The organism is Mycobacterium sp. ACS4331, assembly GCF_001667265.1.
Lineage (GTDB): Bacteria > Actinomycetota > Actinomycetes > Mycobacteriales > Mycobacteriaceae > Mycobacterium.
The window spans coordinates 1-22,265 of sequence record NZ_LZHW01000078.1 but is presented as its reverse complement, the minus strand read 5'-3'; the positions used below and the strand labels follow the sequence as shown (position 1 = coordinate 22,265).

20 protein-coding genes and 1 pseudogene are annotated in these 22,265 nt (G+C 68.8%); 11 read left to right on the top strand and 10 right to left on the bottom strand.

What is annotated here, in order from left to right; all coding sequences use genetic code 11:
* The first annotated feature begins 95 nt into the window (after positions 1 to 95).
* The 6 genes from A5727_RS18490 to A5727_RS18465 all read left to right on the top strand — a co-directional run bounded on the left by A5727_RS18490 (position 96) and on the right by A5727_RS18465 (position 8,719).
* On the top strand, positions 96 to 2,090 hold the full coding sequence (locus tag A5727_RS18490) for an APC family permease (protein WP_068252836.1): 1,995 nt from the start codon (positions 96 to 98) through the stop codon (positions 2,088 to 2,090).
* Positions 2,087 to 3,268, top strand: coding sequence for a class I SAM-dependent RNA methyltransferase (locus A5727_RS18485; RefSeq protein WP_068252833.1), 1,182 nt, complete (start codon positions 2,087 to 2,089; stop codon positions 3,266 to 3,268). Before A5727_RS18490 ends, A5727_RS18485 begins: the two co-directional genes overlap by 4 nt.
* Before the next feature lie 102 nt (positions 3,269 to 3,370).
* Positions 3,371 to 4,666 (top strand): Na+/H+ antiporter NhaA, encoded by a 1,296-nt coding sequence (nhaA, locus tag A5727_RS18480; RefSeq protein ID WP_068253085.1) that lies wholly within the window; start codon positions 3,371 to 3,373, stop codon positions 4,664 to 4,666.
* A 28-nt stretch (positions 4,667 to 4,694) separates the two neighbouring features.
* Positions 4,695 to 6,608, top strand: a complete 1,914-nt coding sequence (gene dxs / locus A5727_RS18475; protein ID WP_068252830.1) for a 1-deoxy-D-xylulose-5-phosphate synthase — start codon at positions 4,695 to 4,697, stop codon at positions 6,606 to 6,608.
* A gap of 32 nt (positions 6,609 to 6,640) precedes the next feature.
* On the top strand, positions 6,641 to 7,831 hold the full coding sequence (locus A5727_RS18470) for an alpha/beta hydrolase family protein (RefSeq protein ID WP_502687692.1): 1,191 nt from the start codon (positions 6,641 to 6,643) through the stop codon (positions 7,829 to 7,831).
* 9 nt (positions 7,832 to 7,840) lie between these two features.
* On the top strand, positions 7,841 to 8,719 hold the full coding sequence (locus tag A5727_RS18465; protein ID WP_068252826.1) for an alpha/beta fold hydrolase: 879 nt from the start codon (positions 7,841 to 7,843) through the stop codon (positions 8,717 to 8,719).
* A 30-nt stretch (positions 8,720 to 8,749) separates the two neighbouring features.
* On the opposite strand, the gene A5727_RS18460 is transcribed toward A5727_RS18465, so the two are convergent.
* Together A5727_RS18460 and A5727_RS18455 are read right to left on the bottom strand one after the other, a co-directional pair.
* Positions 8,750 to 10,024 carry an HRDC domain-containing protein gene (locus A5727_RS18460; RefSeq protein WP_068252824.1) on the bottom strand — a complete coding sequence of 425 codons (1,275 nt, stop codon included), beginning with the start codon at positions 10,022 to 10,024 and terminating at the stop codon, positions 8,750 to 8,752.
* A 1-nt stretch (position 10,025) separates the two neighbouring features.
* Complete coding sequence (locus A5727_RS18455) at positions 10,026 to 10,562, bottom strand: DUF3000 domain-containing protein (protein ID WP_231992158.1); 537 nt, start codon at positions 10,560 to 10,562, stop codon at positions 10,026 to 10,028.
* Between the two features lie 133 nt (positions 10,563 to 10,695).
* Here A5727_RS18455 and hemE point away from each other — a divergent pair, with 133 nt between their 5' ends.
* Genes hemE through hemQ form a run of 3 tightly spaced genes read left to right on the top strand, consistent with a single transcriptional unit; the run spans position 10,696 to position 13,859 of the window.
* A complete protein-coding gene (gene hemE, locus A5727_RS18450) occupies positions 10,696 to 11,757 on the top strand; it encodes a uroporphyrinogen decarboxylase (RefSeq protein ID WP_068252817.1) in 1,062 nt (353 codons plus the stop codon).
* Positions 11,754 to 13,103 (top strand): protoporphyrinogen oxidase, encoded by a 1,350-nt coding sequence (locus A5727_RS18445; protein WP_068252814.1) that lies wholly within the window; start codon positions 11,754 to 11,756, stop codon positions 13,101 to 13,103. The genes hemE and A5727_RS18445 overlap by 4 nt, the downstream gene beginning before the upstream one ends.
* A 60-nt stretch (positions 13,104 to 13,163) precedes the next feature.
* The gene (hemQ, locus tag A5727_RS18440; RefSeq protein WP_068252811.1) at positions 13,164 to 13,859 is read left to right on the top strand and encodes a hydrogen peroxide-dependent heme synthase; all 696 of its coding nucleotides are present in this window, start codon (positions 13,164 to 13,166) and stop codon (positions 13,857 to 13,859) included.
* A 20-nt stretch (positions 13,860 to 13,879) separates the two neighbouring features.
* Here the strand turns inward: hemQ and msrB are convergent, their stop codons facing one another.
* Genes msrB through A5727_RS18420 form a run of 4 tightly spaced genes read right to left on the bottom strand, consistent with a single transcriptional unit; the run spans position 13,880 to position 17,995 of the window.
* Positions 13,880 to 14,302 (bottom strand): peptide-methionine (R)-S-oxide reductase MsrB, encoded by a 423-nt coding sequence (gene msrB / locus A5727_RS18435; protein ID WP_068252808.1) that lies wholly within the window; start codon positions 14,300 to 14,302, stop codon positions 13,880 to 13,882.
* Entirely contained in the window at positions 14,299 to 15,594 is a 1,296-nt protein-coding gene (aftC, locus tag A5727_RS18430) for an arabinofuranan 3-O-arabinosyltransferase (protein WP_157521452.1), read from the bottom strand. The genes msrB and aftC overlap by 4 nt, the downstream gene beginning before the upstream one ends.
* Before the next feature lie 36 nt (positions 15,595 to 15,630).
* Entirely contained in the window at positions 15,631 to 17,190 is a 1,560-nt protein-coding gene (locus tag A5727_RS18425) for an alpha/beta fold hydrolase (RefSeq protein WP_068252802.1), read from the bottom strand.
* A gap of 31 nt (positions 17,191 to 17,221) precedes the next feature.
* Positions 17,222 to 17,995 carry a pyrimidine reductase family protein gene (locus A5727_RS18420; protein ID WP_068252799.1) on the bottom strand — a complete coding sequence of 258 codons (774 nt, stop codon included), beginning with the start codon at positions 17,993 to 17,995 and terminating at the stop codon, positions 17,222 to 17,224.
* Between A5727_RS18420 and zapE the strand changes: the two are divergent.
* Positions 17,994 to 19,059, top strand: a pseudogene (zapE, locus tag A5727_RS18415) (cell division protein ZapE). The gene A5727_RS18420 and the pseudogene zapE overlap by 2 nt on opposite strands.
* A 69-nt stretch (positions 19,060 to 19,128) precedes the next feature.
* On the opposite strand, the gene A5727_RS18410 reads toward zapE, so the two are convergent.
* Genes A5727_RS18410 through A5727_RS18395 form a run of 4 tightly spaced genes read right to left on the bottom strand, consistent with a single transcriptional unit; the run spans position 19,129 to position 21,398 of the window.
* Entirely contained in the window at positions 19,129 to 19,677 is a 549-nt protein-coding gene (locus tag A5727_RS18410) for a GNAT family N-acetyltransferase (RefSeq protein ID WP_068252793.1), read from the bottom strand.
* A 1-nt stretch (position 19,678) separates the two neighbouring features.
* Entirely contained in the window at positions 19,679 to 20,185 is a 507-nt protein-coding gene (locus A5727_RS18405; protein WP_068252790.1) for a DUF1942 domain-containing protein, read from the bottom strand.
* Between the two features lie 47 nt (positions 20,186 to 20,232).
* Complete coding sequence (locus tag A5727_RS18400; RefSeq protein WP_068252787.1) at positions 20,233 to 20,652, bottom strand: TIGR03618 family F420-dependent PPOX class oxidoreductase; 420 nt, start codon at positions 20,650 to 20,652, stop codon at positions 20,233 to 20,235.
* A gap of 2 nt (positions 20,653 to 20,654) precedes the next feature.
* Entirely contained in the window at positions 20,655 to 21,398 is a 744-nt protein-coding gene (locus A5727_RS18395; RefSeq protein ID WP_068252784.1) for a Clp protease N-terminal domain-containing protein, read from the bottom strand.
* Positions 21,399 to 21,533: 135 nt separating this feature from the next.
* On the opposite strand from A5727_RS18395, the gene A5727_RS18390 reads away from it, so the two are divergent.
* On the top strand, positions 21,534 to 22,229 hold the full coding sequence (locus A5727_RS18390; RefSeq protein WP_068252780.1) for a hypothetical protein: 696 nt from the start codon (positions 21,534 to 21,536) through the stop codon (positions 22,227 to 22,229).
* Positions 22,230 to 22,265 lie beyond the last annotated feature (36 nt).

Sequence of the window (22,265 nt, the reverse complement as noted above, 5' to 3'; positions counted from 1 at the left end):
GTTGCCGCATGACCCACTGAGCGCATGCGACTTCCGAAAACCGACCGTACGCGGAACGCTACCGCCAACCGCGCATAGGCATACCCTTGGACCTCGTGTCTAAGCTTTCGACCGCCGCCCGTCGGTTGGTGCTGGGTCGGCCGTTCCGCAGCGACAAGCTCGGTCACACGCTGCTGCCGAAGCGGATCGCGCTGCCGGTGTTCGCCTCCGACGCGATGTCGTCGGTGGCGTATGCACCCGAGGAGATCTTCCTGGTGCTCTCGGTCGCGGGCCTGTCGGCCTACGCCTGGACGCCGTGGATCGGGCTGGCCGTCGCGTTCGTTCTGCTCGTCGTCGTCGCCAGTTACCGGCAGAATGTGCACGCCTATCCCTCCGGAGGCGGGGACTACGAGGTCGTCACGACCAACCTCGGTCCCACCGCGGGCCTCACGGTGGCCAGCGCCCTGATGGTCGATTACGTACTGACGGTTGCGGTTTCGATGTCCTCGGCGATGTCGAACATCGGCTCGGCGGTGCCGTTCGTGGCGCAGCACAAGGTGCTCTTCGCGGTCCTGGCGATCCTGCTGCTGATGTCGATGAATCTGCGCGGCATCCGAGAGTCGGGCATCGCGTTCGCGATTCCCACCTACGCCTTCATCGCGGCGATGGCGACCATGCTGGGCTGGGGTCTGTTCCGCATCTATGTGCTCGGGGACACCGTCCAGGCCGAATCCGCGGGATTCGAGATGCATCCCGAACACGGCGACGTGCTGGGCTTCGCCCTGGTGTTCCTGGTCGCGCGGTCGTTCTCGTCGGGGTGTGCGGCGCTGACGGGTGTGGAGGCGATCAGCAACGGCGTGCCGGCGTTCCGCAAGCCCAAGAGCCGCAACGCCGCGACCACGCTGCTGATGCTCGGCACCATCTCGGTGGTGCTGTTGATGGGGATCATCGTGCTGGCCGAGAAGATCGGCGTGCAGATCGTTGAACACCCGGCCACGCAGTTGAGCGGAGCGCCCGACGGATATCACCAGAAGACACTGGTCGCGCAGTTGGCGCAGGCCGTGTTCGGCAGCTTCCATCTGGGCTTCGTGCTCATCACCGTGGCCACGGCGCTGATCCTCGTGCTGGCCGCCAACACCGCCTTCAACGGCTTCCCAGTGCTGGGATCGATCCTGGCCCAGGACCGTTACCTGCCCCGGCAGCTGCACACCCGCGGGGACCGCTTGGCGTTCTCCAACGGCATCCTGTTCCTGGCGATCGCGGCGATCGCCTTCGTCGTGGCGTTCCGGGCCGAGGTCACCGCGCTCATCCAGCTCTACATCGTCGGCGTCTTCGTGTCGTTCACGCTGAGCCAGATCGGCATGGTGCGGCACTGGACGCATCACCTCACCACCGAGACCGATCCCGCGGTGCGCCGTCAGATGCAGCGCTCGCGGATCGTCAACACGATCGGGTTCGTCTGCACCGGTTCGGTCCTGATCGTCGTGCTGGTCACCAAGTTCGTGGCCGGTGCGTGGATCGCGATCACGGCGATGGGCGCGCTGTTCGTGATCATGAAGTTGATCCACCGGCACTACGAGGCGGTGTCGCGGGAACTGGCTGAGCAGGAGGGGGACGCCGACGACATGGTGCTGCCCAGCCGCAACCACGCGGTGGTGTTGGTGTCCAAGCTGCATCTGCCCACCCGGCGCGCGCTGGCGTATGCGCGCGCCACCCGGCCGGACACCCTGGAGGCCATCACGGTCAGCGTCGACGACGCCGAAACCCGTGAGCTGGTTCACCATTGGCAGGAGAGTGACATCTCGGTGCCGCTGAAGGTGGTGGCCTCCCCGTATCGGGAGATCACCCGGCCCGTGCTGGAGTACGTGAAGCGGATCACCAAGGAGTCACCGCGTACCGTGGTCACGGTGTTCATCCCCGAGTACGTCGTCGGCCACTGGTGGGAGGGCATCCTGCACAACCAGAGCGCCCTGCGACTCAAAGGCAGGCTGCTCTTCGAACCCAACGTCATGGTGACTTCGGTTCCGTGGCAGCTCAATTCGTCGGAGCGGCTCAAGACGCTGCAGCCTCAGTCGGCCCCAGGCGACGCGCGGCGAGGATTCGTGGATTGAGCCTTCTCACGCTCACGGTCGGCGCCGCGGCCAACGGCGGCAGCTGTGTGGCCCGCGAGGACGGCCGCGTCGTGTTCGTCCGGTACGCACTGCCGGGGGAGACCGTGCGGGCCCGCATCACCGATCAGCGCGGATCGTATTGGCATGCCGCCGCGGTCGAGGTCATCGACCCGTCGCCGGACCGGGTGGACCCGCTGTGCCCGATCGCGGGCCCCGAGGGCGCGGGCTGCTGCGATCTGTCCTTCGCGACACCTGAGGCGGTGCGCCGGATCAAGGCCGAGGTGGTGGCCAATCAGGTGGAACGCCTCGGCGGCCACCGGTGGGACAGTGGCGGCGCCGGTGCCGAGTTCGTCGGCACCCCGTCCGCGCTCGGATGGCGCACTCGGGTCCGGTTGGAGGTCGGCGCCGACGGGCGGCCCGGATTCCACCGCTACCACAGCAGCGATCTGGTCACCGAGCTGAACTGTGCGCAGTTGCCCACCGGCCTGCTCGAGGGTCTGCCCGAGGATCAGTTCCGGCCCGGCGATCAGGTGCACGTCGTGCTCGACGACGAGGGCACCCGGCACATCGTGTGCGGCGGTCCACACCGCCGCACGCGCGTCGTGGAAGGCGGTTACGAGGGGAAGCAGAAGGTCCGCGGTCGCATCTGGCACCTGCCGGTCACGGCGTTCTGGCAGGCCCACCGGGATGCCGCGGACTTCTACAGCGCGCTCGTGGCGGACTGGGCGCAGGTGGCTCCCGGCGGCAGCGCCTGGGACCTGTACGGCGGCGCCGGTGTCTTCGCCGCGGCGTTGGCCGACGCCGTCGGTCCGGACGGCCGGGTCGTCAGCGTGGACACGTCCCGGGCCGGCTCCAAGGCCGGCCGGGTGGCGCTGGCCGACACCCCGCAGGTGCGTTTCGTCACCGATTCGGTGCGCCGGATGCTGGGTGCGCATCACGGTGCCGCACCCGACGTCGCGGTGCTGGATCCGCCGCGGACGGGCGCGGGGCGCGAGGTCATCGATGCGCTGGCTGGTGCGGGCGTGCCACGGGTCATCCACATCGGTTGTGAGGCAGCGTCATTCGCGCGGGATGTCGGGCTGTATCGAAAGCATGGCTACACCGTCGAGCAGATTCGGGTGTTCGACGCGTTCCCGCTGACTCATCACGTGGAGTGCTTCGCCCTGCTCAGCCGCTGAGAACGCCTACACTTCAACCTGGTGCGCCGGGAAGTCTGGTCGGCAGTGGAGTCCGTGATGTCGTAGGTCAACGACGTCGTCGATCAGCATGAGGTGAGTCCGTTGTCGCAGCAGAACCCGCGTCCGTCGCTCGGTGGCCGGCTGTTCAGCCGGGGATCCTGGCGCGAGACCTCGCGGATCGCGGAGGTGCTGCGTCGCGAGACGGTCGGCGGAATCATCCTGCTGTGCGCGGCCGCCGCGGCCCTGATCTGGGCGAACTCACCGTGGTCGGCGGGCTATGACCGCATCTCGTCGTTCGTGGTCGGGCCGCAGTCCTGGCATCTGAACCTGGACCTGGCCACATGGGCCGCCGACGGCCTGCTGGCGATCTTCTTCTTCGTCGTCGGCCTGGAGCTCAAGCGTGAGTTCGTGGCCGGCGATCTGCGCAACCCCGCCCGTGCCGTGCTGCCGATCCTGGCCGCCGTGGGCGGCATGGTGGTTCCCGCTGTGATCTTCGTCTCAGTCAACGTCGGGATGGGATCGCCCGACACCCTGAAGGGATGGGCGGTTCCGACCGCGACCGACATCGCCTTCGCGGTCGCGGTGCTGGCGGTGCTGGGCAGTCACCTGCCCGCGGCGTTGCGGACCTTCCTGCTGACGCTGGCCGTGGTCGACGACCTGCTGGCGATCTGCGTCATCGCGGTGTTCTACACCGACCACCTCAACGTGGTGCCCCTGCTGTGGGCGCTGCTGCCCGCGGGCCTGTTCGCCCTCGCGGTGCAGCGTGGTCTGCACCGGGTCTGGATTCTGGTGCCGTTGGGGGTCCTGACCTGGGCGTTGATGCATGCCAGTGGCATCCACGCGACGGTCGCCGGCGTGCTGCTCGGGTTCACCGTGCCCGTGCTGGGGCGCCATGCCGCGAGCGAGCGCTTCGAGCACCTGCTGCGACCGGTGTCCGCGGGGTTCGCGATTCCGGTCTTCGCCTTCTTCGCCGCAGGGGTCACGGTCAGCGACGTCGGGTTGGCCGCGGCACTGCGTGAGCCCGTCGTGCTGGGCGTCATGGCCGGCCTGGTGGTGGGCAAACCCATCGGTGTCCTGGGCACCACGTACCTGCTGGCACGGTTCACGCGAGCCAGCCTGGACGACGATCTGGCCTGGCGGGACGTCTTCGGGGTGTCCCTGCTGGCCGGGATTGGGTTCACGGTGTCGCTGCTGATCGGCGAACTGGCCTTCGGTCACCACAGCGCACACGCCGACCACGTCAAGATCGGTGTCCTGCTCGGCAGCGTGATCGCGGCAGTCCTGGCTGCGGGAGTGCTGCTCAGTCGCAACGCCGCGTATCGGCGCATCCATGAGCTTGAAACCGCCGACGACGACCATGACGGTGTGCCGGATGTCTACCAGGCTCGGCGGGACTGATCACAGCTTGCGTGCGTAGACTGTCGGGATGCTTGATCAGATCCGCGGACCTGCTGATCTGCAGCACCTTTCGCAGTCACAATTGAGTGACCTGGCTCACGAAATCCGCAATTTCCTGATCCATAAGGTGGCTGCGACCGGCGGGCATCTGGGCCCCAACTTGGGCGTCGTCGAGCTCACCTTGGCGCTTCACCGAGTCTTCGACTCACCGCACGACCCCATCATCTTCGACACCGGGCATCAGGCCTACGTGCACAAGATGCTGACCGGTCGCAGCGCCGAGTTCGACTCGCTGCGCATGCGCGACGGGCTGTCCGGCTACCCCAGCCGCGCGGAGAGCGAACACGACTGGGTCGAGTCCAGCCACGCATCGGCCGCGCTGTCCTACGCCGACGGGCTGGCCAAGGCCTTCGAACTCAACGGTCACCGCAACCGCCACGTCGTGGCGGTGGTGGGCGACGGTGCACTCACGGGCGGCATGTGCTGGGAGGCGATGAACAACATCGCCGCGGCCAAGCGTCCCGTCGTGATCGTCGTCAACGACAACGGGCGCAGCTATGCGCCGACCATCGGCGGGCTGGCCGACCACCTCGCCGCGCTTCGCCTGCAGCCCGGCTACGAGAAACTGCTGGAGAAGGGGCGGGCCGCCGTCCGCGGGGTCCCGATCATCGGCGAGGTGTGCTACCAGTGCATGCACAGCGTCAAGGCGGGCCTGAAGGACGCGCTGCAGCCTCAGGCCATGTTCACCGACCTCGGGTTGAAGTACGTCGGTCCGATCGACGGCCACGACGAGCATGCGGTGGAGGCCGCGCTGCGGCACGCACGTGGGTTCAACGCTCCGGTGATCGTGCACGTGGTCACCCGCAAGGGCATGGGGTACGGGCCCGCGGAGGCCGACGAGGCCGAGCAGATGCACGCGTGCGGTGTGATCGACCCGGTGACCGGGCGGGCCACCTCCGAATCCGCGCCCGGGTGGACGGCCACGTTCTCCGACGAGTTGATCCGCATCGCCAAGAAGCGCCGCGACGTCGTGGCGATCACCGCGGCGATGCCGGGCCCGACGGGACTGTCGGCCTTCGGGCAGGCCTACCCTGATCGGCTCTTCGACGTCGGCATCGCCGAACAGCACGCCATGACTTCTGCTGCCGGCCTTGCGATGGGTGGTCTGCATCCGGTCGTGGCGATCTACTCGACGTTCCTCAATCGCGCGTTCGACCAGGTCATGATGGATGTGGCGCTGCACAAGCTTCCGGTCACCATGGTGCTGGACCGCGCGGGTGTGACGGGCCCGGACGGTGCGAGCCACAACGGCATGTGGGATCTGTCGATCCTGGGCATCGTCCCGGGCATGCGGGTGGCCGCTCCGCGCGACGCCGCCACCCTGCGCGAGGAACTGGGGGAGGCCCTGGCCGTCAACGACGGGCCGACTGCCCTCCGATTCCCGAAAGGCGCCGTGGGCGAGGATATTCCGGCCGTCACACGGCGCGCTGGGGTGGATGTGCTCTCCGAGCCGGCCGACGGTCTGACGGCCGATGTGCTGTTGATCGCGGTGGGCCCGATGGCCACCATGGCGCTGTCGACCGCGCAGCGACTCCGCACCCAGGGAATCGGCGTCACCGTGGTGGATCCGCGGTGGGTGCTTCCCGTCCCCGAGGTGCTCACCGACCTGGCTCGTGAGCACAAGCTGGTGGTGACGGTGGAGGACAACGGTCTTGCCGGCGGCGTCGGCTCCGCGGTGTCGGCCGCGTTGCGGCGCAACGAGATCGACGTGCCGTGCCGCGACATCGGTGTGCCGCAGGAGTTCCTGCCGCACGCGTCGCGCGGTGAGATCTTCGCCGAGGTCGGACTGACCGACAAGCACATCGCTCGCCGGATCACCGGATGGGTTGCGGCGCTGGGCAGTTCGGACTCCGAGCAGGAAGTCAGCGAGCGGCTCGACTGAGTCGGTGCGCGGACACGGTAGTGTCAGCGCCCATGCGGAACTTCTCGCTTGCGCTCGTCGCGCTGCTGTTGGGTCTGGCCTCTCTGATGGGCACGAGCGCGGTCGCCGGGGCGGCGACCGCACCGGACTGGTCGGGGCTGGACGCGCGGTTCTACGACGGTCCCATCCCGGCGCCCGGTGCGCTCCTGGAATCGGTGCCCCTGAATCCGGCGCTGTCGGTGGCCGGCGCCGCGTCGGCCTACCGCATTCTCTACTCGTCGACGGACCAGCACCAACGGCCCGCGGTGGGGACGGCCGCCGTCTTCACGCCGAAGACGCCGGCGCCTGAGGGCGGTTGGCCCGTCGTGGCGTGGGCGCACGGCACGGTGGGCCTGGGTGACGACTGCACGCCCTCGGCGCACCCACGCAGCCCGCGGGACAACGAGTATCTGTCGCACTGGCTGGACCAGGGGTACGCCGTGGTGGCCGCCGACTACATCGGTCTGGGGACCCCCGGGCTGATGAGCTACCTGAACGGGACGGCGACGGCGCACGGCATCGTCGACGCCGTCATCGCCGCACACAAGCTGGACCTGCCGCTGGCGCAGAAGTGGGCCGTCGTCGGACAGTCCCAGGGCGGGGGCGCGGCCATCGACACCGCGCGGTGGGCCACCGAATTCAGCGCGGGCTCCGGCCTCGACTATCGCGGCGTGGTCGCCACCGGCACCCCGGCCAATGTCGCCACGCTGGTCAAGCAGGCGGGGCCCGACATGGCGGTGCCGCCCAACCTGGACCCGGTCGCCAACGCGTATACGGCTTACATCGTCGCCGCACTGCGCGAGGCGCGGCCCGACCTCAACCTCGATCGCATGCTCACCCCCGCGGGTCGTGCCGCCGCCGATCGGGCCGAGACCGTGTGCCTGCGCGAACTGGCGGACTCACTGTCGGACATGACTGTGCCGGGCTTCTTCGCCGCTCCGCTGGCATCGGTTCCTGGGGCCGTCGAGTACGTCGACGTCCACATGGGCACACCGCAGTCCGGTTTCGACGCACCCATCTTCCTCGGCGTCGGCCTGCAGGACCGCGATGTCCCGCCCGACCTGACGTTGAAGTTCTACGACCAACTCGTGGCCAACGACCAGGACGTCGTGCTGCACACCTATCCGGATGACGATCACAGCAGTGCGGTGCTGGCCTCGATGCGGGACTCGACGCCATTCCTGCAGGGAGTCTTCGCCGACTAGGTTGGGGACATGCACCCCGAACTCGAAGCGTGGAAGTCTGCGGGACACCATTTCGACTACCTGGGTTTCGACATCTTCTACCGGGTTGAGGGCAGCGGTCCGGCCCTGCTGGCCATCCACGGCTACCCGTTCAACTCGTGGGACTGGTCGCTGATCTGGCCAGCGCTGACGCAGCGGTTCACGGTGATCGCACCGGACATGATCGGGATGGGTTTCTCGGCCAAACCCGTCGAGTACCAGTACTCGGTGCATGACCACGCGGATATGCATGAGGCCCTGCTCGAGCACCTCGGGGTCACCGATATGCACGTCCTGGCCCATGATCTGGGTGACTCGGTGGGCCAGGAACTGTTGGCGCGCCAGGAGTTTGGGCAGCGTGCCTACGGTGTCGCGCGCATCGCCACGATCACCTGGCTCAACGGCGGCATGTTCAACGAGGCGTACACGCCGCGCGCCATGCAGAAGCTGATGTCGCAGACTCCGCTGGGCGACGTGGTGAGCCCACTGCAGGGCAGTCGACTGTCCCGGCGCGTGCTTGAACCGACGCTGCGCCAGATGTTCGGCGCCAACACCCAGCCCACTCCGGAGTTGATGGCGAAGTTCCACCAGATCCTGGAGTACAACGACGGAAAACGCGTGCTGCACAAGGTCGGCCGGTTTCTGGGGGATCGCCGCACGCACCGCAACCGCTGGGTGCGGGCCATGCGGTCGACCGACGTCCCGATGCGGTTGATCGACGGGCCGGCGGACCCGAATTCGGGCGCGCACATGGCCGCCCGCTACCGCGAGGTCATCCCCAACCCCGACGTGGTCATGCTGGCCGACGACATCGGGCACTGGCCGCAGATCGAGGCACCCGAAGCGGTGCTGGAGCATCTCCTGCCGTGATCCGCGTGGACCGCAACCGCGGTTGGGGTCTCACCGCAGAGCGGCGCTGAGCACCGGCACCACCAGTTCCCGCTGCCACGGCCGTGACCCGGCCTCGATCAGGAACGCCTCGATCACGGACTCGGGATCCGGCACGGGCTTCCAATCCCAGCACAGCCGGCGCACCGTCTCGGGCGAGACCAGATTCTCGGTCGGCACCTTGATCCGTTCGGACAGCTCCGCCAAGGCCGACCGGGCGGCCTCCAGCCGCGCGGCGGCCTCGGGCTTGCGACGACTCCATCGCACCGCGGGTGGGGGTCCGGTGTTGGGTTCGGAACGCTGCGGAGGATCCGGGTCCTCGCGTCCCTCGGCCAGGGCCGCCAGCCACGTCGCGGCGCTGCGCTTCTGCTTCGGACCGCCGAACACCGGGAGCTTGGTCAGCTCTGCCAGGGTCTTGGGGTCTGCCAGTGCGGCCTCGATGATCGCGGCGTCCGGCAGGATCCGGCCCGGGGCGATGTCCCGCCGGCGCGCGATCGCGTCCCGGGCGTTCCACAGCGCCCGCACCTCGGCCAGGGCCTGCGGGTTGCGCACCTTGTGGATGCCGGAGGTGCGGCGCCACCGGTCCCGCCGGGTGGGCGGAGATTCGCAGGTGCGCAGGTACTCGAATTCCTGTGCCGCCCACTCGGTTTTGTTCTGCTGTTCGAGGACGTCGGCGATGGCCTGGCGGAGTTCGAGGAGCACTTCGACATCGAGGGCCGCATAGTTGAGCCACGGTTCGGGCAGCGGACGCTGCGACCAGTCCGCCGCGCCGTGGCCCTTGTCCAGGCTCAGGCCCAGGAGCCGCTGCACCATGGCCGCAAGGTTGACCCGCTCGAACCCGGCGAGCCTGCCGGCCAACTCGGTGTCGTACAGAGCGGGCGGGCGCATGCCCAGTTCGGCCAGACACGGCAGGTCCTGGTCTGCGGCGTGCAGGATCCACTCGTCCTCGCTGAGCACGTCCGCGACCGGGCGCAGCGTCTGCAGCGGGTCGCGGCCATGGCTGACCGGGTCGATCAGCACGGTGCCCGCCCCGGCGCGCCGAATCTGGATCAGATAGGCCCGATTGGAGTAGCGGAAGCCCGAGGCGCGCTCGGCGTCGACCGCGAACGCGCCGTGACCTGTCGCGAGAAGTTCTGCGGCCGCGGCGATGTCGTCGGCGTAGATCGCCAGCGGGGGGACGCCGTCGGCGGGTGCGAGCAGGGGAGTGGGTTCGGGCTCGGTGACCTCGTCGGGAGATGGTGGCGGGTCGCCGACTGGATCGTCGGACTCGGAGGGTGGTGCGGACATGTCAGGCGCGTGACCGCGTTCCCAGGTTGGTCACCCCGACCGGCGGCAGGCCCGCGGCGTGCTCGAGGACTTCGCAGAACGCCTGTACGTGGGTGCCCAGATCGGGGCTGGTCGCGGTCCATGACGCCCGCAGTTCCAGCTGATGGGCCCGTGGCGGGCCGGAGATGTCGCCGTAACGCACCGACGTGGTGGCGGTGACCGTGCCGCCGAGTGCCGTGACGTGCTCGGAGCGCGACTCCAGCGCGTCGACCAGCCAACTCCAGGCGACCTCGGGCAGCAGGGGATCGATGGCCTCACTGGAGTCCAGGTCGGCCTGAATGTAGGCGACGAGGCGCATGGTGCCGTCCCACGCGTCGGACCCGTCGGGGTCGTGGAGCAGGATCAGGCGGCCGAAGGCGTCGCCCTCGGACTCCTCGGGGACCACGCCGGTGTCGGGGTGCTTGACCTCGGCGCCGACGGCATAACTGAAGGGGGCCAGCCGCTGCGGGGGCCGGATGGGGCCCAGCTCGATCTCCTGGCGGACGGCCACGTCACTCATGGCCGCGACCGCCGCGCGGAATTCTGCCGGTTCTCCGGACGTCACGTCGTTTGACGGTAGACCTGTTGGCGCAGCTACGGGCGCAGGCGCGCCGTTTTGGCGGGTTCAGTTGCCAATGGCAGCATGAGAGACGATGAGTAACCGTCGTGAGCTGCCCGATTCGCCCTACCTGGCGGCCGTAGCCGGCCGCACCCCGGCCCGTGTGCCGGTCTGGTTCATGCGGCAAGCAGGCCGTTCGCTGCCCGAATACCGTGCACTGCGGGCCAAGCACAAGATGCTGGACTCGTGTTTCGACGCCGATCTGGTCACCGAGATCACCCTCCAGCCGGTCCGCCGGCACGGGGTGGACGCCGCGATCCTGTTCTCCGACATCGTGGTGCCGCTGCGGGCCGCGGGCATCGATCTGGACATCGTGCCGGACGTGGGCCCGGTGATCGCCCATCCGATCCGCTCGAGTGCCGATGTGGCCGCGATCAAGCCACTGGAGCGCCAGCAGGTGGCACCGGTGGCCGACGCCGTGGGGAACCTGGTCCGAGACCTCGGCGACGTGCCGCTGATCGGCTTCGCCGGCGCGCCGTTCACCTTGGCGTCGTACCTGGTCGAAGGCGGTCCGAGCAAGAATCACGAGCGCACCAAGGCCATGATGCTCGGTGACGAGCCGACCTGGCACGCCCTGATGGAGGCCCTGGTCGACATCACGGTGGAGTTCCTGCGTGTGCAGGTCGACGCGGGTGTCGATGCGATTCAGATGTTCGACTCCTGGGCGGGCACGCTGTCGCTGGCCGATTACCGCACCTATGTGCTGCCGCACAGCTCCCGCGTCTTCGCCGCGCTGGCCGAGGCCGGTGTGCCGATGACGCACTTCGGGATCGGCACCGCCGAACTGCTCGGAGCCATGTCGGAGGCCCTCGGAGATGGACCGGCCCGCATGGTTGGGGTCGACTGGCGCACCTCTCTGACCGCAGCCGCGGGCCGGGTCGGAGCTGGCCGCGCGCTGCAGGGCAACCTCGACCCAGTCGTGCTGATGGCCGGTTGGGACGTCGTGGCGCGCCGGGCCCGTGACGTCGTCGCCGATGGTCGCGCAGCCATCGAGGCCGGCGCCGCGGGTCATGTGTTCAACCTCGGCCACGGGGTGCTGCCCGCCACCGACCCCGGCCTGCTGACCGATCTGGTGGCGCTGGTGCACGAACAGTGAGCGGCGCGTCCTACTGCGTAGTCGGCGGCGGCATCTCCGGTCTGGTCGCCGCCTACCGGTTGCGCCGCCTCGTCGGCGCGGACGCCTCCATCACGCTGTTCGACCCCGCAGACCGTCTCGGCGGAATCCTGCGCACCGAGCGCGTCGGCGGACAACCGCTGGACATCGGTGCCGAAGCCTTCATCGTGCGGCGCCCCGAAGTGCCCGCTCTGCTGGCCGAATTGGGCTTGGCGGCAAGCCAACTGGGCACCACCGGGGTCCGTCCGCTGCTCTACAGCGGAGCCCGGTTGCACAACCTGCCGCCCGACACGGTCAACGGCATTCCCAGTTCCTCTGCGTCGATGGCCGGACTGGTCGACGACGAGACCCTCGCCCGGATGGCAGGCGAACCGAGTCGGCCGCTGCGGTGGCAGCCCGGCGCCGACCCATCGGTCGCCGACGTGGTGGGGGATCGGTACGGCATGCAGGTCGTGGCCCGGTCGGTGGATCCGATGCTGGGCGGGGTGTATGCGGGTTCCGCGGCGACCATCGGCATGCGGTCGGCCGTTCCGACCGTCGCCGCGGCCCTGGACCGCGGCGCGCCGTCTCTGACCGCGGCCGTGCGGTCCGCACTGCCCAAGGTGTCCGGCGCGCCGGTGTTCGGGGCCATCGACGGCGGATACGAGGTGCTCGTGCGGGCTCTCGTGCAGCACAGTGGCCTGCGATGGATACAGACGAGCGTCGAATCCCTGGCCCGCGACGGTGCGCGCTGGTCCGTGTGCGATGACGAGGGCGCCTGCCACACCGCCGACGCGGTGATCCTGGCCGTACCCGCACCACGCCTGGCACGGTTGGTGGCCTCCGTGGCGCCCCGCACCGCTGCCGCCGCGGGCCGGGTGCCCGTGGCCTCGGCCGCCGTCGTCGCACTGGCCGTGCCGGGCGGCACGCCGCTGCCGCAGCACTCCGGTGTGCTGGTGGCCAGCGGCGAGCGCCTGCACGCGAAGGCGATCACGCTGTCGAGTCGCAAGTGGGGCCGCCGCGGCAACGTCGAACTGCTGCGATTGTCGTTCGGCCGCTGCGGCGACACCGTGGCCCGCGACACCTCCGACGACGAACTGCTGGCCGCCTCGCTTGAGGATCTCGGCACGGTGTTCGGCATCGACGTCACCCCCGAGGACGTGTGCGTGCAGCGCTGGCTCGACGCGATGCCCCAGTACGGGCCGGGGCACGCGCTGGTGGCCGCGGAGATCCGCGACGGTCTGCCGCACGGTCTCGCGGTCGCGGGCAGCCACCTCGACGGCATCGGAGTTCCGGCCTGTGTGGCCGCCGCCACGCGCGCGGCGACCGAGATCGCGGCCTTGCCCTGACCCGCTGCGCGGGGCCGTCCTCCTGACGGGTCCGGAAACGCGACGTGGCACGATGGAGCCATGGCTCGCTTGGATTTCGACGAACTCAACGCCACCATCCGCTACCTGATGTTCTCAGTGTTCGCGGTTGAGCAGGGGGCGCTTCCCGAGGACCGCGCCGCGGTCATCGACGAGACGGCGACCTTCCTCAAACAGCAGGAGGACAAGGGCGTCGTCGTGCGCGGGATCTACGACGTCGCTGGGCTGCGCGCGGACGCCGACTTCATGTTCTGGACGCACGCCGAACGTGTCGAGGATCTTCAGGCCACCTACTCCGATTTCCGTCGCACCACGACACTGGGCCGCTCGAGCACCCCGGTGTGGAGCAGCGTCGCACTGCACCGGCCCGCCGAGTTCAACAAGAGCCACATCCCGGCGTTCCTGGCCGGTGAGGAGCCCGGAAACTACGTCTGCGTGTATCCGTTCGTGCGGTCGCTGGACTGGTACCTGCTGCCCGACGAGGACCGTCGCAAAATGCTCGCCGACCACGGGATGGCCGCGCGCGGCTACAAGGACGTCCGCGCCAACACCGTCCCGGCGTTCGCGCTCGGCGACTACGAGTGGCTGCTGGCCTTCGAGGCTCCTGAGCTGTACCGGATCGTGGACCTGATGCGTGATCTTCGGGCCACCGAGGCGCGCAGGCACGTCCGCGAGGAGACGCCGTTCTTCACGGGCCCGCGGGTGAGCGTCGAACAGCTGGTGACCGCGCTGCCGTGAGGCCGCGGGGCCGTATGGCCCTAAGGCTTGGGCACCAGCCTCAGTGAGATCGAGTTGATGCAGTAGCGCTGGTCCGTGGGCGTGGGATAACCCTCGCCGGTGAACACGTGCCCGAGGTGGCTGTGGCATGTCGCGCACAGCACCTCGACGCGACGCATGCCGTGCGAGTCGTCGGGGCGCAGAATCACCGCGTCCGAGTGGGACGGGTCGAAGAATGACGGCCACCCGCAGTGCGAGTCGAATTTCTCTGTGCTGCGGAACAATTCAGCCCCGCATGCCCGGCAGTGGTAGATGCCCTCGGTGTGGGTGTCGGTGTATTCGCCGACGCCTGGGCGCTCGGTTCCCGCCCGGCGCAGCACCGCGAACTCCTCGGGAGTCAGCTTCTCGCGCCACTCGTCGTCGGTGAGGGCGATCTTCGGCGGCGGAAGAGGCGAGGGGCTCATCGGTCTACGCTAGCGCGCTCTTTCTCCTTCGTCATCCAGGTCGGATCAATGCCCTCGTCCAGGCGGCCGTCCTCTTTGGCGTCGAGATACCGGAAGTACAGCACACAGAACACCACGATCAGCAGCAGTGACCATCCGTAGGTGATCTTCATGTACTCCAGGAACCGGCCCGTCGTCGGCCAGTGCACCAGAAGATAGCGGTCCATGGTCATGAAGCCGTAGATCGCCAGCCAGGCCGGCCAGTTGCGCAGCACGGAGTTGCGCAGCACCACGGTCATGATGAACGGGAACAGCATCATCGAGTAGTAGCCCTGTCCCAGGGACAGCACCAGATAGGACGCGGTCAGCAGGACGCCGGCCGACGTCAGCATCCAGAACAGCGGATCGCGGGTGCGGTAGTACCGGTACAGCAGGTACATGCTGCCGACTGCCAACAGCAGGAACAGGATTCGCAGCGCGAGGATCAGCCAGCCCGGCAAACCGTAGTAGATGCCGTTGCCCTGGATCGAGGAGTTGAAGTAGTCGCGCGTGCTCAGGATGTAGGGGACCGTGTTCTTGACGAAGCCCCACGGGTCGGCCACCAGGGGCCAGGCCGCGAGGTTGAACAGCGCGGGCACCCCGAAGGCGCCCACCAGAGGCCGCCACTGCCGGTTCAGCACGGGCAGCAGCAGCAGTGGCGCGAGGGAGGGTTTGACCACCAGGGTCAGTCCGATCGCGACACCCGCGAGCCATTCCCGGCTGCGTCGGCCGTCGAGTGCCCACATGAAGAACAGCACCTGGGCCAGCAGAATGCAGCCGTTGATGTTGGTGAACACCAGCGTGCTCGTCACGGACTCGGTGACGAACATGGCCAGCAGCACGGCCGGGGCGGCCACCGACGCGAGCGAGAACTTGAACAGGCGCAGCAGGAAGTATGCGGCCAGCACGATCGCCAGCGTGTTGAAGGTGATGAACCAGTAGCGCGAGGCGTCGACGGGCAGGAAGCCGAACGGTGCCAGCAGCAGTGTCCCGCCCGGCGGGTACAGGTAGTGCGGATCGACGTGGTCGAAGTGCTCGTTGTAGATGTCGAGGCCGCGGCGGAAGTTGCTGACAGCGCGGTACACCGGCCCGAAGTCGTCGGTGATGTAGCCGTTGGTGGCCAGAACGTAGCTGCGGTGGAAGACCGACATGATCGCGATGGGCCACAGAATCGAGCGCAGCACGGTCGCGGTGCTCGGCGCACTGGTGCGTGGGCGGAACGGCGCGAGCAGGGCGCTGCGCAGGCCTGTGGGGGTCGAGTCAGCTTCCGTCACGAACGGCAACCTACACCGGAGCACATGTGAGCCGTATCAGGCGGGGCAGTACGTGTCCGTCGACGGAGCCCGCCCGGTGTCCAGGTAGGACAACAGCGGCGGCACCGCGCAGGGCGAGTAGACGCTCGCGCCGTGCCCGACGCCCTGCCACATCACACGTTTGCTGGTCGCTCCGGCGTTGATGATGGTGGCCGCGGTCGCGGCGACACCCTCCGACCCGACGATCGGATCGTTCTGCACCCCGAGCAGCAGTACGTCGATCTTGAGGTTCTTGGGGTCCTGCGGCGCGGATCCGCTGGGCCAGTTCAGGCACTTCACGAGGTCGAGCGCGCCGACGGCCCCGAACTGGGGGTAGAGCTTGGGCCAGGCGACGACGAGTTGCCGCACGCGGTCCGGGGTCGGCCGGTTGAGTGAGTCGCTGCAGCGGTTGATGAACTGACCGTCGGTGTCGCGGAGGCCTTCGGTGCGACTGATCAGGTCGAGCAGCCCTGCGGCGTCGCCCGAGCGTGCGTCGGCCAGCGTCCGGGCCAGGTCGTTGGTGGAGGCGATTCGATCGCCGTCGGGAAATCCGAGCGCGGTCACGATCGCGTTGGCCACCGCCGCCACCGAGGCGCCGCCGGGACCACCGCCGGCCCGCGCGGCCGACAACAGGGAGTCGACAGCGGCCTTGGGGTCCGGGCCCAACGGGCAGTTGACCGCCACGCACTGGGCCGCGAACGCGTCGAGCGCGGCCTGCTGTCCCTTCACCCGCTGCTCGGCCGCGGCCTCGGCGCTGATGGCGGGGGGCAGCGGTGAGTCCAGCACCAGGCGCGAGACCTTGTCCGGGTGCGAACCGGCGTAGGCCATCGCGATCTGCGCGCCGTTGCCCACGCCGACCAGCGCCAGTGCCGGCACATCCCAGATGCTGCGCAGCCGTTCCAGATCCTCGGCGGCGTGCGCATTGTCGTAGGCCGAGTCGCCGGGCGCGATGATGTCGGTGCACGAGGTCGTCGCCGTGAGCGTGACGGCACCCAGGTTGGCCACGGGATCGTCGCCCGCTTCGAACTGCGCCTGATCGCGCATCTCCTGGCGGTCGTACAGGTCGCGGCAGTCGACCGCGCTGGACATGCCGAGCCCGCGGCGGTCCACGGCCACGACCGGGTTCGTCTTGAGGATGTCGGCGCCCGCACCGGTCACCCACACCGGCAGCTGGTGGGAACTGGCGAGGTCGGTGCCGCTGGTGAAGACGACGGGGCCGGCGTCGGCCGGTGTCGCCTCCGACCGCGCCCGCACGACGCCGATGCGCAGGGAACCCGTGGCACCGTTGATCGGGTCGAGGTCTGCGTCATAGTCGGCGCATTCGAGCGTCACCCCGGGGGCGCCACGCACCCCGGTGTCGCCGAACACCCGGTCGGTGCAGTCCTGCCATGCCAAATCGGCCTTGGGTGCCGCGATCGGAGCCGGCCCCGATGGTGCCTCGGTGGTGGTCTCGGCGTCCTGGTGGCCGTGGCTCCGGTCGGTGGCGAAGCGCGGGTCCGCGCCGATGATGGGGGCGCAGCCCGCCAGAAGGGTTGTCGCCGCAACAAGGAGCGTGGCGAACTGGGCCTGCCGACTCATGCCGCCAAGACTAGCGAGCGCATCACAGCACTCATGCTTCCCGCACGTACCGCGTGTACAGAAATCCGGAGTCGTCGGCCAGCACGTGGGCGCGGCGCATCGGCGTCCGTGTCTCGTCCACTCCGCTCGCGATGCGGTGTGCCGCCCCGCCGACCAGCACCGGCGCGATGGACAGGCAGATCTCGTCGAGCAGGCCCGCCGCGATGAACGTGTCGTGCAGCAGGGGGCCGCCCTCGGTCAGCACCCGCAGCAGCCCGCGCCCGGCCAGCGCCGCCAGCGCGACCCTCAGGTCGATGTCGTCGGGGACGGAGTTCGAGCAGTCGACGACGGTGGCGACATCACCGAGCCGCGTCCTGGTGGCGGCCAGGGCCGACCCCGAGGTGAGGATCAGCGGCGGCACCTCACTCTTGGTGAACACCAGCATGTCGCGGTCCAGCAGGCCCGATCTCGTGACGATCGCGATCGGCGGGACTTCGGCCTGGCCGCGCGCCTGGCGGGCCTGGCGGGCGGGGACGGACAGCTGCACGCCGCCGTAGTTCTCGACGCGGACGGTTCCGGCGCCGACGACCACCACGTCGGCGTTCTCGCGCATCAGCGCGAACAGGGCCCGGTCGCCCGGCCCTCCGAGGTCGCCGGACTTGCCGCCGGCCGTCGCGCCGCCGTCGAGGCTGGCGATGAAGTTGGACCGGACCCAGCAGCGGGTCAACTCAGGCGGGTAGGCGTACAGCTGCGCCAGGCGCTCTTCGCCGACCGGACCGGCACCGTCGAGCAGTGTGAGTTGCGTCCCAGCGTCGGGTTCGGCCATGAGTTCGATTGGAGCACGTCGCTACAGTTCCTGCCATGCTCGCCCCCCATCTCGTCGACCGGCATCCGACGGTGTCGCCGGAACGGTTGATCGCCCAGCTCGTTCCGCCCCCGACGTTCACCGACGTCAGCTTCGACAGCTACCGCCCTGATCCTGCCGAGCCGAGCCAGGCCGCCGCCGTGGTCGCGTGCCGGGAGTTCTGCAGCAACGCGGTCGCGCGGCGCGCCGGGCGGAAGAAGCTGTTCGGCAAGCGCGAGGTGTTGCCCGGTGTCGGCGTCTACCTCGACGGCGGGTTCGGCGTGGGCAAGACGCACCTGTTGGCATCGACGTACTTCACGCTGGCAGGGGCCGACGCGGGGAAGGCGGCGTTCGCGACCTTCGGTGAGCTCACGCAGTTGGCCGGGGTGTTCGGCTTCACCGAGTGCATCGAGCTGCTGGCCGAGTACGTCGTGGTCTGCATCGACGAGTTCGAACTCGACGATCCCGGAAACACGACGCTGGTCTCGCGCATGCTGTCGCAGTTGGTGGAGCGCGGAGTGTCGATCGCGGCGACGTCGAACACACTGCCCGAGCAGTTGGGCGAGGGCCGGTTCGCCGCGCAGGACTTCCTGCGCGAGATCAACACGCTGTCGCAGATCTTCACAACGGTCCGCATCGAGGGGCCCGACTATCGGCACCGCGGCCTGCCGCCCGCACCCGAGCCCCTGACCGACGAGCAGGTCGCCGAGCGTGCCGGGCGGGTCTCCGGCGCGACGCTCGACGATTTCGACGCGCTGTGCGCCCATCTGGCGACGATGCACCCGTCGCGTTATCTGACCCTGATCGAGGATGTGCAGGCCGTCTTCATCACCGGTGTGCACGCCCTCGACGACCAGAACGTGGCGCTGCGTCTGGTGTCGCTGACCGACCGCCTCTACGACGCGGGCATCCCGGTGGTGGCCTCGGGCGAGAAGCTGGACACCATCTTCAGTGAGGAGATGCTGGCCGGCGGGTACCGGAAGAAGTATCTGCGTGCCACCTCGCGGTTGTTGGCTTTGACCGCGGCCGGCATGGAATTGGGCTGACCGCCCGGGGTGGGTGTCTGAAATGCCCGCCTCGGAGCGATTTTCAACGGGCGGGAACCCGGGGTGACTTCAGGAAGCCGTCCCGAGCACCCGCAGCATCACGTAGTCGTTCTCCAGGTGTGTGCCGAGCAGAAACGTCTTGGTGCCGCTGACCCTGAAGCCGTGCTTGGCGTAGAAGCTCTGCGCCCGCGTGTTGTTCTGGTTCACACCGAGCCACACCGCGGCGGCACCGTCCTCGGCGGCGTGCCGCAGCGCCGCGGTCATCAGTTCGGCGGCCACCGCTGACCCGTGTGCCTCGGGCAGCACGTACATCTTGGACAGCTCCACGGCGGGCCGCACCGTGACGGCCCGCTGCACCACCGGATCGTCGGGTACACCACGAATCATCATGGCGTAGCCGAGGATTCGGCCGTCGACGGTCGCGATCAGCACGTCGCGCCCGGGGTCGCGAAGGTAGGCGGCGAACCGATCCGCCGTCAGATTCTGCGCGATGAACGCCGCGACGTTCACAGGAGACACCGCCGGCGGGCAGGCCAACGGAAAGGTCTGTGCTGCAACGGCAGCCAGCTCGTCGAGGTCGGATTCGGTGGCAGCGGTGACGGTTACCTGCTGGCCCAACTCAGACGTTCCACTGCGCCAGTCGCTGGCCGGTCTTCTTATTCGTCAGGACGACGTTGGCCACCAGGTCGCGGTAGCAGTCCCAGTACACAAAGCCGCCCACGGCCGATCCCTGCGGGGCGTTCTGCAGGCCGTACTGCAGTGCCTCAGGCGCGTCGCTGTTGCGCGGCTGATAGGCGTCGCCGGTCGGCGTCACACCGCTGAACTGAAACGACACCGCCATGGCGTACGGATTGGGCACCTGAACGGCCTGGACGGCGACCTTGGCCTTCCACACCTGTTGGCGCGGCGGGCGCGGCGGATAGCCGAACCCGGGCGGGATCTCGGAGGGCTCCACGCTCAGCACCGTGACGTCGGCGATCAGGTCGCCGTCCTGAACCCGCAAGGTGTCGCCGAGTCGACCGATCGGGCTGTCGGCCGCGACCGCGGTCGGCATCACGCCGACGGTGATGCCGCTCAACGCGAGGGTGGCGACGACTGTCAGCAGGGTGGTGAACCAACGACGCATGCCTGGCATGATGGCACACCGCGCGGCGGCGGCGTCGGCAGTCCGGCTCAGGCGGCCCAGGGGCCGATGCCACCCACCTTCTCCACGCGTATCCGGGTCAGGTAGCCGGGAGGGGATCCCGGCGGGGGAAATCCGCTGCCGGGCATCAGGACCGCGGACAGTCTCGTCAGCAGTTCGGGCGCTCCGCCTTCAACGATGCGCGCGGTTCCGGTGATTGCGAGGTAGGGCCGCATTCCGGGGCCTGTGGTGTCCGAGATGATGGTGACCGCGACTCGGCCGTCCCGCCTGATGTTGCGGATCTTCTGGTAGACGGCGAGATGGGCCGAGACGAGTTCATCACCGTCGGGAGTGGACTCCAGGGCCACCCAGACGACGCTGACCTGCGGGCTGCCGTCGGGGTTGAGGGTCACGAGGGTCGCGTTGGCGCCGTCGCCGATGAGGGCCCGCGCAGTGTCGTCGAGTTTCATCATCACGTCGACGACGTGTCGTCTGGTTTTGTTCCCGTCAGCGCGGACAGGGCCGCGATCAGGTCGGCCTCGAACCGCGCCTTGTCGGCGCCGGCGCGATGCAGTGGGCCGGGCGTCGCCGCGTCGTTCTCGGATTCGAGCAGGGCCAGCACGAGGTGTTCGGTGCCGATGTAGTTGTGGCCGAGGCGCAACGCCTCCCGGAACGTCAGTTCGAGGGTCTTCTTGGCGGCGGCGCTGAAGGGAACCAGTTCGAGGGCCTCGCCCGGTCCGGGGGTTGACTCGACAGCGGCCCGCAGGGAGTCGAGGTCGATCCGCTCCCTGGTCAACAACGTCGCGGCCAGGCTCTCGCGGTCGGTCAGCAGCCCGAGGATCAGATGGTCGGTGGTGATCTCCGGGCTGCGGTCGGCCTGAGCGGCGCTCTGGGCGGCGACGATCGCGTTTCGAGCCCGCGGTGTGAAGCGCTGGAACCCCTCGTTGGGGTCCAGCGCCTCTCCCTTGGGAACGAAGCGCTTCTGCGCGGCCTGCTTGGTCACTCCCATACACCTGCCGATGTCGGTCCACGACGCGCCGGAACGGCGGGCCTGGTCGACGAAGTGGCCGATCAGGTGGTCGGCGACCTCACCGAGGTGTTCGGCGGCCAGCATCGCGTCGGTCAACTGGTCGAGCGTGTCCTCGTGCACCGATTTGATGGCCCGGATCAGGGCGTCGAGGCTGACGGGTTGAGTGATGGAGTTCGGGCCGGTCATATCGTCAACGGTAGGTTGACGGTGGATATACGTCAACCCTGGGTTGACGGCTGAGGATGTCCGCGACGGGCGGTGGGGTCGGCTCTGGCTCGATCCTGACGGGCTGGGCGTGGTGGCTGACTAAGATCGCGCCTTGTGTCTGACGAGTTGCCGATGGCCCTCATCGACGAGGTGTCGGTGACGTTGACCTCGTTGCCGCGACTGACCCTGCCGCCCGAGCGGTGGCCTGCTGTCGCGGAATCCGTCAATCGCCTGGACGACGCGGTGTGGACCGGTGACGAGAAGATTCTGCGTGCGGAACTGAAGAGGTTGCGGGGCGCCGTGATCGGCACCACGCCGCGGCCGCAGCCCGGGGAGGGGGTCGCACCCACCGTCAATCCGCTCTCGTACCGCACGACCGATTACGCGACGCGCACTCCGCTGCGCTCGATCACGGTGTTCCTGATCGCCAGTGCCGTGCTGTTGGCAACCCTGGTGGTTTCGCTGATCGTGCTGTTGGCTGTCGGCGACGACTCGCCGTCGGGCTCGATGACGTCAGGGGTCACCACGTCGGTGGAGGCGACGCCGAGCGCCGACGGGCGACCCGAGGGCCAGCGCGAACCCGCCGAGGGTGGCGGCGGCCTTCAGCTGGCCATCCTGGGCCTGATCGCCGTCGCCGGTGTCGGCGGGTTCATGGTCTTGATCTGGCGGCGTCGCGCCAAGGCTGCGGGTACACCCGCCGGGTCGCGGGAACCTCGTACGTCCACACGTCTTCAGACCGTTGCGGTGCCCGATGACCTCCGCGACGCCGCCCGCCGCCTGGTGGCGGAACTGGAGCGGCGTCGCGGATAGCGGTCAGATCCCGATGGGCGGGGCGTCGGGGGCGGG